Origin of the sequence: Streptomyces sp. NPDC015139 (assembly GCF_043079785.1) — a bacterium.
Classification (GTDB): Bacteria; Actinomycetota; Actinomycetes; order Streptomycetales; family Streptomycetaceae; genus Streptomyces; species Streptomyces albidocamelliae.
Genome location: NZ_JBIBUW010000008.1, coordinates 104840 through 118201, shown reverse-complemented (window position 1 = coordinate 118201; position 13362 = coordinate 104840). Strand labels below are relative to the sequence as shown.

Annotated in this window: 11 protein-coding genes; 5 read left to right on the top strand and 6 right to left on the bottom strand. The window is 73.4% G+C overall.

Features of this window, described 5'->3' with window-relative positions:
- Positions 1-49: 49 nt before the first annotated feature.
- Complete coding sequence (locus tag ACF08B_RS22640; protein WP_392319019.1) at positions 50-787, bottom strand: SDR family oxidoreductase; 738 nt, start codon at positions 785-787, stop codon at positions 50-52.
- Between the two features lie 234 nt (positions 788-1021).
- On the bottom strand, positions 1022-1369 hold the full coding sequence (locus ACF08B_RS22635; protein WP_392319018.1) for a DUF1330 domain-containing protein: 348 nt from the start codon (positions 1367-1369) through the stop codon (positions 1022-1024).
- 194 nt (positions 1370-1563) lie between these two features.
- On the opposite strand from ACF08B_RS22635, the gene ACF08B_RS22630 reads away from it, so the two are divergent.
- The 4 genes from ACF08B_RS22630 (at position 1564) to ACF08B_RS22615 (ending at position 6794) form a co-directional block, all read left to right on the top strand.
- Positions 1564-2715, top strand: a complete 1152-nt coding sequence (locus ACF08B_RS22630; protein WP_392319017.1) for a permease — start codon at positions 1564-1566, stop codon at positions 2713-2715.
- Positions 2716-2809: 94 nt separating this feature from the next.
- Positions 2810-3529, top strand: a complete 720-nt coding sequence (locus ACF08B_RS22625) for a FadR/GntR family transcriptional regulator (RefSeq protein ID WP_392319016.1) — start codon at positions 2810-2812, stop codon at positions 3527-3529.
- On the top strand, positions 3526-4965 hold the full coding sequence (locus tag ACF08B_RS22620; protein WP_392319015.1) for a hypothetical protein: 1440 nt from the start codon (positions 3526-3528) through the stop codon (positions 4963-4965). The genes ACF08B_RS22625 and ACF08B_RS22620 overlap by 4 nt, the downstream gene beginning before the upstream one ends.
- Positions 4962-6794: a GMC family oxidoreductase N-terminal domain-containing protein gene (locus ACF08B_RS22615; RefSeq protein ID WP_392319014.1), complete on the top strand. Its 1833-nt coding sequence runs from the start codon at positions 4962-4964 to the stop codon at positions 6792-6794. The genes ACF08B_RS22620 and ACF08B_RS22615 overlap by 4 nt, the downstream gene beginning before the upstream one ends.
- A 91-nt stretch (positions 6795-6885) precedes the next feature.
- Here the strand turns inward: ACF08B_RS22615 and ACF08B_RS22610 are convergent, their stop codons facing one another.
- From ACF08B_RS22610 to mdlC, 3 genes are all read right to left on the bottom strand, one after another.
- On the bottom strand, positions 6886-8163 hold the full coding sequence (locus tag ACF08B_RS22610; protein ID WP_392319013.1) for an MFS transporter: 1278 nt from the start codon (positions 8161-8163) through the stop codon (positions 6886-6888).
- Between the two features lie 107 nt (positions 8164-8270).
- Positions 8271-9725 carry a benzaldehyde dehydrogenase gene (locus ACF08B_RS22605; protein ID WP_392319012.1) on the bottom strand — a complete coding sequence of 485 codons (1455 nt, stop codon included), beginning with the start codon at positions 9723-9725 and terminating at the stop codon, positions 8271-8273.
- A gap of 76 nt (positions 9726-9801) precedes the next feature.
- The gene (mdlC, locus tag ACF08B_RS22600; protein WP_392319011.1) at positions 9802-11382 is read right to left on the bottom strand and encodes a benzoylformate decarboxylase; all 1581 of its coding nucleotides are present in this window, start codon (positions 11380-11382) and stop codon (positions 9802-9804) included.
- Positions 11383-11476: 94 nt separating this feature from the next.
- Here mdlC and ACF08B_RS22595 point away from each other — a divergent pair, with 94 nt between their 5' ends.
- Positions 11477-12427, top strand: a complete 951-nt coding sequence (locus ACF08B_RS22595; protein ID WP_392319010.1) for a LysR family transcriptional regulator — start codon at positions 11477-11479, stop codon at positions 12425-12427.
- Between the two features lie 48 nt (positions 12428-12475).
- Here ACF08B_RS22595 and ACF08B_RS22590 read toward each other — a convergent pair whose 3' ends face one another.
- Positions 12476-13285 carry an SGNH/GDSL hydrolase family protein gene (locus ACF08B_RS22590; RefSeq protein ID WP_392319009.1) on the bottom strand — a complete coding sequence of 270 codons (810 nt, stop codon included), beginning with the start codon at positions 13283-13285 and terminating at the stop codon, positions 12476-12478.
- Between the last annotated feature and the right edge of the window lie 77 nt (positions 13286-13362).

Below are 13362 nucleotides of genomic sequence, written 5' to 3'. Positions count from 1 at the left end.
CGCGCGCACGTGTGGTCCGTGGACGCGTGCCGTACCCCCGGCCCGAGGGTCAGTTCCGCTTGAGCCAGTCCTCGTAGCGGGTGGTCACGACGTCCACCGTGTCGTCGCCGGTGAGCACGTCGGGCATCCCCGCGAACAGCCCTGCCGTCTCGTCGGTGACGACGGTACGGCCGTCGGGCTTCACCTCCAGGGTGATCTCACCGAGCCGGTCGAGCCCGTGCACCTCGGGTCCGGCGATGTTGCGCACGCCGTTCGACGGTTCGGCCAGCGCCGCCTCGGCCACGGCCGCGGCGACATCGGCGGAGGCGATCGGACGCAGCCGGAGGGAGGGCAGTCGCACCTCCCCGCCCTCGCTGGTCATGTCCATCACCGGAGCGACGAACTCGAAGAACTGGGTGGCGCGCACGATGCTGTACGGGACGCCACTGCCCCGGACGGCTTCCTCCTGGGCGACCTTGGCCCGGTAGTAGCCGTAGTCCGGCACCTGGTCGACGCCGACGATGGAGAGCGCCACATGGTGACGGACACCCGCCTCCTGCTCCGCCGCGCCGAGGTTCTGCCCCGACCGGGTGAAGAAGTCCAGCGCCGGCTCGGCGTCGAAGGACGGGGAGTTCGACACGTCCACGACCACGTCCGCGCCCTTGAGGGCGTCCGCCAGACCCTCGCCGGTGAGCGCGTTGACGCCCGAGGAGGGAGAGGCCGCCACCGCCTCGTGACCCCGACCGCGCAACAGCGCGACCACCTGCGAGCCGATGAGCCCCGTACCGCCGACAACCACGATCTTCATCACTGTCTCCATCCGTTGATCCGGCTTGGCTGACGGACACCGGTGAAGCCTCACCGGATCCGGTGCGGGAACCCGCACATCAACAAGACAGGACAGCTGCCGGGTCTGTGACAGCCGAGGTGACGCGGGTCCCGCCCGCCACGGCGACGCGGGGCCGCTCGGTGCCACGGCCCGCCGCGCGCCTTTCCAGTCTGTGGCCGCGCGTCGGGCCGTGCCAGCCGGCGTGGCGGCCGGTCACCGGTGGGGGAGGGCCTCCAGCATGGCCTTGGCGGTGGCCGTCGCGTCGTAGTCCTCGGCGACTCCCGGTACGAAGACGATGTCGCCCTCGATGTGGCGCGAGCGCAGCGGCGCTATCGCCCGGTAGGCGTCCGAGTCCCACCACGCCCGCGCCTCGGTCATCGACGGGAAGCCGATCACCACGACGTGCCCCGGCCAGGCGCCCTCCTTCACCTCGTGCTGTGCGCCGTGCACGAGGAACCGGCCGCCGTACGGTTCGAAGGTCGCGGTGATCCGGGCGATGTACTCGGCGATCTCCGGGTGCGGGGCGGCCTCCCGCAGGTGGCCTATCACGTAGGCGGTCATGGCATCCTTCCGGCCGGTCGGCGTCTGACGTCGATGATCGTGCCATCGGGCGGGACGCGGGGGCGATTACTTTTGGGGTAAGCGGCCGGCCGCCCGGCGGTGCACCGGTCAGCGGCGAACGCCGGTCCCCGCCGTCTCCCGGCGGCGGCGTGTCCTTCGCCCGCGCGCGGTGCCCCGAACGGGAGGCTGCGAGGATGCACGCCGTACTGCACGCACTGTCGATCACCGGGTCCATGACCTGGGAGATCACCTGGGCCCTCGTCCTGGGGTTCACCCTGTCCGCCGTCGTCCAGGCCGTGGTCCGCAAGTCCACCGTCGTCTCACTGCTCGGCGACGACCGGCCCCGCACCCTCGCCGTCTCCGCCGGTCTGGGAGCGGCGTCCTCCTCCTGCTCCTACGCCGCCGTGGCGCTCGCCCGTTCGCTGTTCCGCAAGGGCGCGAACTTCACCGCCGCCATGGCCTTCGAGATCGCCTCCACCAACCTGGTCCTCGAACTGGGCGTCATCCTGGCGCTCCTGATGGGCTGGCAGTTCACCGCGGCCGAGTTTGTCGGCGGCCCCGTGATGATCCTCGTGCTGGCCCTCCTGTTCCGGCTGTTCCTGCGCGAGCCGCTGCTGCGGCAGGCGCGCGAGCAGGCGGAACAGGGTCTCGCCGGGTCGATGGAGGGGCACGCCGCGATGGACATGTCCGTGCGGCGCGGCGGCTCCTTCACCGGGCGCCTGTTCTCCCGCGAGGGCTTCACCGCCACCAGCCACGTGTTCGTCATGGAGTGGGCGGCCATCCTGCGCGACCTGGCCGTCGGCCTGCTCATCGCCGGTGCCGTCGCCGCCTGGGTGCCCGACGCGTTCTGGCGCGCCTTCTTCTTCGAGGGACATCCTCTCGCCGCCAAACTGTGGGGACCCCTCATCGGTCCGGTGGTGGCGATCGCCTCGTTCGTGTGCTCCATCGGCAACGTGCCACTGGCGGTGGTGCTGTGGCAGGGAGGGATCAGCTTCGGCGGCGTGGTCGCGTTCATCTTCGCCGACCTGCTGATCCTGCCGATCCTGAACATCTACCGGAAGTACTACGGCCGCAGGATGGCGGTCTTCCTCCTCGGCACCTTCTACGTCGCGATGGTTCTCGCGGGGTACTTCGTGGAGTTCGTCTTCGGCGGCCTCGGGCTGATCCCGGACCAGGCCGACGCGAAGGTCCCCATGGAAGGCGTCAGCTGGAACTACACCACCTGGCTCAACATCGTCTTTCTCGCCCTCGCCGCCGTGCTCGTGGTCCGGTTCCTGCGGACCGGCGGGGCGGCCATGCTCCGCATGATGAGCGGTGCGCCGGACCCGGGCGGCGGACATCACTGAGGGCCGATCCCCGCCGGAACGCGCCCAGTTCACACCACGCGGGGCCGGACCGGCCGTGCCGTGCCCATTGACTCCACCGCGCCGCACTGGTTCAGTGGCTCATCCACTGAGCCACTGGGAGGACGGCGTGGAGGCACTGCCCCGAGAGACCATCGTGGACGTCCTGGAGGGCCGACTGCGGGAGGACATCCTCGACGGACGCCATCCGGCGGGCACGTACCTGCCCCCGGAACGCACGCTCGCCGACGGATACGGCGTCACCCGCACCACCCTCAAGCACGCGTTCGGCCGTCTGACGCAGGCAGGGCTGCTGGAGACCCGGCACGGCGTCGGCACCCGTGTACGGGACTACCTGCGCCTGGGCGGCGCCGACCTGCTGCCCATGCTCGTACGGCACAGCCCCGACTGGATCGGCGAGGTCTTCGAAGTACGGCGCGGTGTCGGCGCCTTGATGGCGGAGCGCGCCGCACTCCGGGCGACCGACCGGCAACGGCGGGAACTGCGCGCCCGGTTGGCGGCCGTGGGCGGCGCGGTGGACGCGGACGCCGTGCAGCTCGCGGACATCGAGGTCCACCGCGCCCTGGCCCGCGCCACCGGCAACCGCGTCTACGTCCTGCTGACCAACACCCTCTTCAACGCCTACCTGCCGGTGCGTGCCGCGCTCAGGGCCCCGTTCACGGACCCCCAGGTGGCCCACGAGCGACTGGAACCCGTGGTCGACGCGGTGACGGCCGGTGACGCGGCGGCCGCCCGGCGGGCCGCCGAACACTATCTGACCGTCACCGAGCGGATCATGCTGGAGGGTCTCGCATGAGCACCGGCACCTCCACGCCCCCGGCCGGGCACCGTGGCTCGCCCGCCCGCGGCACGGTCTTCAGCGAGACGATGCTCGGCACCCTGCGGCTCGACGGCGAGGACCGGACCCGGCGGGCCCGCCTCGACCTGACCGTCTCGGCCGACCGGGTGCTACGGCCCCTCGGCACGACCGAGGCCCGCGCCACCGGCCGGATACGCGTCGCCGGATGGGCCGACGACCCGGACGTCCAGGGCGAGTTGGAGATCTCGCCAGTCGCCCGGCGCCGTATCCGCTATCGCCTCGACTTCACCGTCGACGGCCGCCGGCTCACCCTCGACGGCTGGAAGTCCGTCACCGCGCGCAGGCCCGTGACCTCCATGACCGTCCTGCCGTACACCCTCCTCGAGGACGGCGTGCGGATCGGCACCGGCACCCTGCGCTTCCCCCTCGCCACCCGGCTCCTCCCCTTCCTCGCCGGATTCCGGTTCCCCAGGCGGGAGGACCCCGCCGAGTTCCTCCGGCCGCGCTGGCGCGGGGAACCGGGACGCACCGAGGTCTGGTACACCACCGTCACCGACCCGGCCACGGGCGCGGGGCTGTGGCTGCACCACGAGCTGACCGCCCCCGACGACGGATCCGAGCCGTACGCGCACGGCTGGGCCGCGCTCTTCCCCAAGGACGGTCCGGTGCGGCACGCCCGCTTCGGCCCCACCGGGTGGAGCCCCCGGGAGACCGGGTTCGGCGCCGACGGAGTCGAGGTGCGGCCCGGGCGCCTCTCCGGCTCGGCGGACGGCGGCGCACTGCGCTGGGACCTCGCCGAAAAGCCCACCGACAGCCCGCTGTTCACCTTCCCCCGCTGGGCCTGGCGCCGCCCGCTGCTGCCGGCCGCCCAGATGCTCCCCGCCGCGCGCGCCCGCTACGACGGCACGTTCACCCACGACGGCGAGACCCTCACGCTGAGCGCGGCACCGGGCGCGTCGGCGCGCATCTACGGGCACGGCAACGCCCGCCGCTGGGCCTGGCTGCACGCCGACCTCGGCGGGGGAGACGTCCTGGAGATCGTCGCCGCCGTCTCCATGCGCCCCGGCCTGCGCCGGCTTCCTCCGCTGGTCTTCCTCCGGCTGCGTCGGCACGGTCGCACCTGGCCCCGCCGGGCCGAGCGGCCCGCGGCCGGCTGGGCCGGAGCGGGACGCTTCCGTGCCGACATCGCCCTGCCCACCTGGACCGTCGTCGGCCGCAGCGGGCTGCGCCGGGTCCGGGTCGAGGTCACCCAGCCCGCGGACCGCACCCTCGCGCTCGACTACACCGACCCCGACGGCCGGCACGCGACGTGCCGCAACAGCGAGCGTGCCGACGCGCACGTCCTGCTGGAACGGTGGTGGTTCGGCGGCTGGCGCACCGAGGCCGAGTGGACCCTCGACGGAACCGCCCACGCGGAGGTGGGCACCCGATGAGCCTCGCCGGACTCGTGTCCGCCCTCATCGCCGACGACGGAGGCGCCGACTGGACCCGCCGCGTCCCCGCCCGGCTGGAGACGACGCTCGCCGCTCTGCCGTTCGCCGCGCGGGCCGGCGTCCGGGCGGCGGCGCGCGGCATGGACGCCTACGCCGTCGTGCGCACCGGCCGCCCCCTGAGTGCCCTCACCGCCCCCGAAAGGGAGTCCGTGCTGGCGGAACTGGCCGCGCGCCCCGGCCTCCAGCCGCTGCTGGACGTGCTCAAGGTGCCCGTCCTGATGGCGGCCGGCACCGAGCGGATGCTCCAGGACGGTCCCTCCCCGCGCGCCGTCCCGCGCGCGGACCCGCCCCTCGACCTGACGCCCGCGTCCGACTGGCCCGCCCGCTCCACCGCCGACGCGGTGGTCATCGGCTCGGGCGCGGGCGGGGCGACGGCCGCCCGGACCCTGGCCCGCGTGGGGCTGGACGTGGTCGTCCTCGAAGAGGGCCGGCACCACAGCACCGAGTCGTTCGGCCGGCGCCCGCCCCTGGACCGGTTCACCGAGCTGTACCGCGACGGCGGAGCGACCGTCGCCGTCGGAGTCCCGCCCCTGCTGCTGCCGGTGGGCCGCGCCGTCGGCGGTACGACCGTGGTCAACTCCGGTACCTGCTACCGCACTCCGGACCATGTCCTGACCCGCTGGAGCAAGGACTTCGGGTTCACGCTCGCCGACGGCTTCGACCGGTACCTGGACGAGGCCGAGCGCGCGCTGAAGGTGGCCGTCCAGCCTCTCGACGTCCTCGGCGACAACGGCCGTCTGACGCTCGCCGGAGCCCGGGAACTCGGCTGGCGGGCAGCCCCCCTGCGCCGCAACGCGCCGGGCTGCCAGGGCTCCTGCCAGTGCGTCGTGGGCTGCCCCACCGGCGCCAAACAGAGCGTCCAGCTCTCCGTACTGCCCGACGCCTGCGCCGCGGGAGCACGCATCGTCACCGGGGCGCGGGCCGAGCGCGTCCTCGTCGACGCGGACCGGCCCGGCGGCCCGCGGGCGGCGGGCGTGCGGGTACGCCGGGACGGCGGCGGGTTCGAGATCCTCGCGCCGCTCGTCGTCGTCGCCGCGGGCGCCCTGCAGTCCCCCCAGCTCCTGCGCCGCTCCGGACTCGGCCGGCACCCGCGCCTGGGTCACAACCTCAGCGTCCACCCGGCCACGAGCGTCGCCGGACGCTTCGCCGAACCGGTCACCGCGTGGAAGGGCGTGCTGCAGAGCGTCGGAGTGGAGGAGCACCACGCGCGGGGCGTCCTCATCGAGGCCACCGCCACCCCGCCCGGGATGGGCTCCTTCGTCCTCCCCGGACTGGGAGCCGAGCTGCGCCGCGAACTGGAGGGCGCCGACCGGCTCGCCACGCTCGGCGCGATGATCGCCGACCGTCCCTCGGGCCGGGTCCTCGGGCGCGACCGCACCCTGCTCCGCTACGACCTGGACCGCCGGGACGCCGGCCGGCTGATGCACGCCGTACGCGCCATGGGCGAGCTGCTGTTCGCCGCAGGCGCCGAGGAAGTGCTCACCGGCATTCCGGCCACGCCCCGGGTGGGCAGCCTCGCGGATCTGGACACCGTCCTCGCCGGTACCGGCGCGCGGCAACTGCATCTGACGGCGTACCACCCCACCGGCACGGTCGCCGCGGGCGCGGACCCGCAGCGCTGCCCGGCCGACCCGGAGGGCCGCCTGCGCGGTGTGCGGGGGGTGCTCGTCGCCGACGCCTCGGCTCTCCCCAGCTGCCCGCAGGTGAACCCGCAGGTGACCATCATGGCAGCGGCGCTGGCGATCACCGAGGCGCACACCGGCCGTTGAGCCACGGGCCGGGCGGGCGCGCCCTGTCACGGTCCCGCCGGAGCGGGACGGTGACAGGGCGGCCCGGCCGGCTCTCCCGGGAGCGACCGGGTCAGACGGCGGGTTCGACGGTCTCCGGTACGGCCTCCTGTGCCGTGCCGCGGGCATGGGCCGGCAGGGTGAGGACGGCCAGACAGGCGAGGGCGGCCACGGCGGCGAAGAAGTAGAAGCCCCACGGGTGCCCGATCCCGGCGTTGACCAGCGCACCCGTGATCGACGGGCCGACGATGGAGCCGATGCGGCCGATACCGGACGCCGAGCCGAGCGCGGTGCCCCGGACGGACACCGGGTAGTAGTTCGTCACGTAGGCGTACACGAGCACCTGCGCGGAGAAGACGAACACACCGGTGAGGAAGACGACGGTGTCGAGCAGCAGGTCGCTGCCCATCCTGACGCCGAGGGCGGCCAGCATGACCACCGAGACCGCGAACCAGCCGAGCGTGGTGAGCTTGATCCCGCGCCGGTCGGCGACGAATCCGCCCAGCACCAGGCCGGCCACTCCGCCGACGTTCAGGATCAGCAGCTGGGTGACGGCCGTCGGGACGGGGTAGCCGGCGTCGTTCATCAGCTTGGGCAGCCAGGTGTTGAGGCCGTAGACCAGCAGCAGGCCCATGAAGGAGGCGACCCAGATGCCGACGCCCGCGCGGAGGTAGGCGGGCTTCAGCAGTTCGGTGAACGGCACACGGCGGGTGCCGGTGGCTTCCTTGGCGCGGACGAACGCCGCCGACTCCGGCAGCCGGAACCACTGGACGACGGCGATCACCAGTCCGGCGGCACCGAGGACGTAGAAGAGGACCTGCCAGTCGTCGGTCACCTGGAGGGCGAGCAGGGAGGTGATCACGGCACCGGTGTGGTAGCCGGTCATGGTCAGGGTGCTGGCGCGGGCCCGGCGTTCGGCGGGCATGTGCTCGGCCATCATCGTGAGCGACACGGGCATGCAGGCACCGAGTCCCACACCGGCTGCCAGGCGGAGCACGGCGAACACCGTGACGGAACCGGCGAGCGGCACCAGGATCGTGAAGACCGAGAACAGCACCACCGAGCCGATGAGCAGCAGACGCCGTCCGAGCCGGTCGGCGAGCGGTCCGACCAGTACGGCGCCGATGGCGACGCCCACGAGCGACAGCGTGGCGACGGTGGTCGCGTCCCCGGCCGTCATGCCGAGGTGATGGGTCTTGAGCAGGGTCGGGATGATCGCGCCGAGGACGACGAGGTCGTACCCCTCGAGCAGGACGGTGATCCAGCACAGGACCACCGTCCAGACGCTGCGTGCGGCGGTGCCGGTCCCTGCGGCGGTGCCGGAGGTGTGGGACGGGGCGACGGAAGACATGGTGGATTTCCCCCCTGGAGCGGCTACGGGAGATGGAGGTGGGGAACGCTGTTCCGAACGGGCGCTTCGGAAGCGGGCGTCGGGGGCGAACCGTCGGAACGGACCGCTCAGAACGGGTAGTCGGCGATCTCCGGGCGGACGGTCAGCCACTGCGTCTCGGTGAAGGCCTCGACGTTGGCGGCGGCTCCGCCGAACCGGGATCCGGTACCGGACGCCTTGACCCCGCCGAAGGGGGCGTTGGGCTCGTCGGCGACGGTCTGCTCGTTGATGTGGATCTTGCCGGAGTCGATCCGGTCGGCCAGCTTCATGGCCGTACCGACGTCACCGAGGATGCCGACGGACAGTCCGTACTCGCAGTCGTTCACGAGGCCGGCGGCCTCCTCCACGGTGGAGAAGCCGATGACGGGCGCGACGGGACCGAAGATCTCCTCGCGCCACGCGGGCATGTCGGCGGTGAGGCCGGTCAGTACGGTGGCACGGTACCCGGCGCCCACGATCTCGCCGCCCGCGGCCAGGGTGGCGCCCGCCGCGACGCTGTCCGTGACGATGCCGTGCACCCGCTCCAGCTGCCTCCGGTCGATGATCGGGCCGAGCGCGACGTCCTCCCGCGCCGGGTCACCGACCGGCAGCGCCCGCGCCTTCTCGGCCAGCACGGCGGTGTACTCGTCGAGCAGCGACTCGTGCACGAGGTGACGGCCGGTCGTCATGCAGATCTGGCCCTGGTGCAGGTACGAGCCGAACGCACCGGCGGCGGCGGCCTTGCGCACGTCCGCCCCGGGCAGCACCACCAGGGCGTTGTTCCTGCCGAGTTCGAGGTGCGCCCGCTTGAGCAGCCGGCCCGCCCGCTCGCCGATCGCCCGTCCGACCGGGGTCGACCCGGTGAAGGAGACGACGCGTACCTCGGGGACCTCGACGACCGCCTGTCCGACCGAGCCGTCGCCCGGCAGCAGGTGGAGCAGCCCGGCGGGCAGCCCGGCCTCCTCGAAGACGCGCGCGATGACGACACCACCGCTGACCGCGGTGCGCGGATCGGGCTTGAGCAGCACCGCGTTGCCCAGGGCCAGGGCGGGGGCGACCGAGCGCAGAGCGAGGACGAGCGGGAAGTTGAACGGCGCGATCACGCTCACCACGCCGGCCGGGCGGCGCCGGGCGAACGACCAGCGCGCGTCGTCGGAGGTGAGGACGTCACCCTGCGGATGCGTCGGCAGGGCCGCGCACTCGAAGCACTCGCCCTGGGCCAGCCCCACCTCGAAGCCGGCCTTGGCCCGTACGGATCCCGCCTCCCGGACCAGCCAGTCCTCGAACTCGGCGGCGTGCTCGGTGAAGAGCTCGCCCGCGCGCCGCAGTACGGCGGCCCGCCGCTGCGGCGGGGTGGCCGCCCAGGCCCGCTGGGCCTCGGCCGCGCGGGCGGCGGCACGCCCGACGTCCTCGGGCGTGGCCAGGCCCACGGTGCCGAGCCGGTCACCGGTCGCCGGTTCGGTCACCGGTTGCTCGCGGGTGGCGTCCTGCCATCCGTCGCTGAGGAACTTCTTGCTCCAGACGTCGCTGTCCAGGAGTGTCATCGATTTCCCTTCCGTCACCGGGCGGTGACGAGTTCTGCGGGGGAGGGGCGGTACGGGACCGTGCGGCAGAGCGTGGTCAGGCGGGTGTGGTGAGCGCCGTGTCGACCTGTACGAGCCGCGGGCCGTCCGGGCGTTCGGCGAGCACGGCACGCAACTGCGCCACGCCGTGCACCTGTTGGGCCCGCACGCCGTAGCCTTCCGCGATGCGGGTGAAGTCCAGACCGGGAATGTCCAGGCCCGGTGCGTCCGGTACACCGAGCAGGCCGCCGAACCAGCGCAGCGCCCCGTACGTCCCGTTGCGCAGCAGCACCACGGTGAGCGGCACCTGGTGCCGGGCGGCCGTCCACAGCGCGGTGATCCCGTAGTTCGCCGAGCCGTCCCCGATCACTCCCACGACCGGCCGGCCGGGCTGGGCCATGGCGACACCGACCGCGCCCGGCAGCCCGAAACCGAGGCCGCCGGCCGCCGGGAAGTAGTAGGAGCCGGGGCGTCGCAGGTCCATCTGGCGCCACCACGAGGAGTTCGTCGAGGTCGACTCCACCACGTAGGCCGTGTCGGCGGGCATCTCGTCCCGCAGGGCGGCGAAGACCTCCTCGGGATGCAGCCGCGCTCCGTCCGAGGCCGGCGGCGCCGGCACGGGACGGTAGTCGCCGGCCGGCGACCCGGGCGCGTCGAGCGCCTTCATCAGCAGCTCGATCACCGCCGCGGGATCGGCGACCAGGGCCTCGCCCATCGGCGCCCGCGCGGCGGCGGAGGCGTCCTCCGTCACCTGGATGAGCCGGGTGCCCTCCGGCAGGTACCGCCCGGGCAGGTGCTCGTGGTAGCGGAACACCGGGGCCCCGAGCACCAGCACCAGGTCGTGCCCCTCGAACGCCCGGGAGACCGGCTCGATACCGGCGGGCAGCACGCCCTGGAAGAGCGGGTGGCGGTTGGGGAAGGGGAGCCGGAACAGCGACGGCGCCGCCCACACCGGCCCGCCCAGCCGCTCGGCCAGCCGCACCGCGTCGTCGAACAGCCCGGCGGAGTCGATGTCGCCGCCCAGGACGAGTGCCGGCCGCCGCGCGCCGACGACCGCCTCGGCCAGCCGGCGCCCCTGGTCACCGCCGGGCACCCCGGCGTGCTGCACCTGACGGTCCAGCACGGCCGGCGCGTTCTCACCGGCATCGGCCGCCCAGTCGTCGTACGGCACCGACAGATACGTCGGCCTGCGCTGCAGCCGCGCCTCGAAGACCGCCTGCGCCAGCGCCCGGGGCACGTCCTGCGCACACGCCGGTTCGCCGGCCCAGCCGACGAGCGGCTTCATCAGCGAGGGAGCGTCGACGTTGGCGAGGTTGGCCTCCGGACCGATGGCCGGCCGCACCTGCTGACCGGCCACGATCACCAGGGGCGTGCGGGAGGACACCGCGTTCGTCAGCGCGCCCATCGCGTTGCCGGACCCGGACGCGGCGTGCAGGTTCACCAGCACCGGGCGGCCGGTGGCCTGGGCGTAGCCGTCGGCCATGCCCACGACGGCGCCCTCGTGCAGACCCAGCACATAGCGGAATCCGTCCGGCAGTTCGGCGAGGAAGGGCAGCTCGTTCGAGCCCGGGTTGCCGAAGACGGTGGTGAGCCCCTGACGTGCCAGGAACTCGTGGGAGATGCGGCGCACGGACGGCACTGGCGTTCCTTTCGACGTGACGCAGCACACGCTAGGGAGCCCACGACATGGGCACCAATAGATGTTGGCGGGCCGCGATATAGACTCCGTCGATATGGGCAGCTTCGATCTGAACCTCGCGCGCGTGTTCGTGCTGCTCTACGAGACCGGCAGCGTCACCGCCACCGCCGAGACCCTCCACGTCACCCAGCCCACCGTCAGCTACAGCCTGGCCAAGCTGCGCCGTCACTTCGACGACGAGCTCTTCCACCGCACCGGCCGGGGTCTGACTCCCACCGCTGGCGCCCGCCGTCTCTACGAGCCCTTGCAGCGGGCCCTCGCCGGCATCGACGGAGCGATCCGCCAGGGCGACGCCTTCGATCCCCGGACCATGGCGGGCCGCTTCACCGTCGGCCTCTCCGACCTCGGCGAGGTGACCCTGCTGCCGCGGCTGGTGGCGGCCGCCCGGGAGCGCGCGCCCCGGGCGTCGTTCACCGTCCGTCCGCTGGACGTGGACGAGGCCGAGAGCCAGCTGCGCCGCGGCGAACTCGACGCCTTCGTGGCGACGCCCGTGCTCAACTCCCACCGCACCGTGCGCATCCCGCTCTTCCACGAGCGCTACGTCGGCATGGTGGCCGCCGACCACCCCCGCGTCCGCGGTGCGTCCGTCACCCTCGCCGAGCTCGCGGCCGAACACCACGCCTCCGTGTACGGGCCCAGCGGACATGTCCTGCCGGGGTCGGTGCTCGCCACGCACGGCCTCCTGGACCGCGTGGCCGTGGACGCCACGCGCTTCACGATGCTGCCGTACCTGCTGGAGGGCACCGATCTGATCGCGATCGTCCCCGAGTACGTCGGCGAGGTCTTCACCGCCTCCCGGAGGCTTCGGCTGGTACGGCTCCCGTTCGAGACCGAGCCGATCGAGGTCGCGCTCTACGCCCGGCACGAGGCGTCGCGCAGTCCGTCCCAGCGCTGGCTGGTCCAGTTCATGGCCGAGGTGCTGGGCGAACGGGTCAGCCCGGCACAGCTGCCGCCCGGCCCGCTGACCGACGCCGGGATCCGCTGACCCGCGCACCCCTCGCGCGCGGACACAGCGGGGCGCGCGGCGCGGGACTCACACCGCGCCGCTGAGCAGGGGCAGATAGCCGAGGGACTGCCCGGGGGCCGTCGGGTGGTACGACTGCATGGGATCCAGCCAGTCGACGCTGCGCATCCACGGGTTCGCCGAACAGATCTCGTGCCCGGCGAAGGCGGTCCGGGCGTCCGCGAACGTGAACCCGTGGGCGACCGCACGGGCGGCGATCACCGCGTTCAGGCCGTCCACGGCGTCGTTCAGGGCTCCCCGCTCCACGTCCTGGAGACCGCGCGAACAGCCGCCGTGGAGCTGATAGAAGTGCGGGTAGCCGAGCACCACGACACGCGCGGCCGGCGCCTTGCCCCTGATGGCCGAGTACAGCACGTCGAGACGGCCCGGCAGGGTGCCCTGCACGAACGAGCGGGCCGCGGTGATGGCGGACAGGCACGCGGTCCGGCCGGGCAGCGCGCAGGTGGCCATGACCCTCGCGAAGCCCGAGTCACTGCCGCCGACCGTGAGGCTGACCAGCCCGGTGCGCGGCCCCAGCGGGCCGAGTTGCTTGTTCAGCACGTCGTCGGCGTGCGCGCCGTTGCACGCGGTGAAGCTGAACGAGGACGGCGCGTGGGCCGCGGCCCACAGGGCGGGGTACGACCGGGTGCTGCGCAGGCAGGACAGCCCGGCGGAGAGGTAGTCGCCGGCCCCGACACCCGACGAGTAGGAGTCGCCGAGCGCCACGTAGGCCAGGGCTGCCGGGCCGGGCGCCGGACGCGCGGTCGCCGGACCGGCGAGGGTGCACACGGCGGCGAGGAGGACCGAGGACACGCGGGACGCTGTGCGGGACTGTCTCATACCCCCCTGATAGCGCGGTCCGGACCGCTCGGCCCGACCTGACCGGCCACGCTCCGTGACCCTGTTGCCGAACACCG

Bases quoted from the DNA above. Each gene is read 5' to 3' on its own strand.
- ACF08B_RS22640 (WP_392319019.1), bottom strand. From the start codon at position 787: ATGAAGATCGTGGTTGTCGGCGGTACGGGGCTCATCGGCTCGCAGGTG.
- ACF08B_RS22610 (WP_392319013.1), bottom strand. From the start codon at position 8,163: ATGTCTTCCGTCGCCCCGTCCCACACCTCCGGCACCGCCGCAGGGACC.
- ACF08B_RS22630 (WP_392319017.1), top strand. From the start codon at position 1,564: ATGCACGCCGTACTGCACGCACTGTCGATCACCGGGTCCATGACCTGG.
- ACF08B_RS22635 (WP_392319018.1), bottom strand. From the start codon at position 1,369: ATGACCGCCTACGTGATAGGCCACCTGCGGGAGGCCGCCCCGCACCCG.
- ACF08B_RS22615 (WP_392319014.1), top strand. From the start codon at position 4,962: ATGAGCCTCGCCGGACTCGTGTCCGCCCTCATCGCCGACGACGGAGGC.
- ACF08B_RS22595 (WP_392319010.1), top strand. From the start codon at position 11,477: ATGGGCAGCTTCGATCTGAACCTCGCGCGCGTGTTCGTGCTGCTCTAC.
- ACF08B_RS22605 (WP_392319012.1), bottom strand. From the start codon at position 9,725: ATGACACTCCTGGACAGCGACGTCTGGAGCAAGAAGTTCCTCAGCGAC.
- ACF08B_RS22620 (WP_392319015.1), top strand. From the start codon at position 3,526: ATGAGCACCGGCACCTCCACGCCCCCGGCCGGGCACCGTGGCTCGCCC.
- ACF08B_RS22590 (WP_392319009.1), bottom strand. From the start codon at position 13,285: ATGAGACAGTCCCGCACAGCGTCCCGCGTGTCCTCGGTCCTCCTCGCC.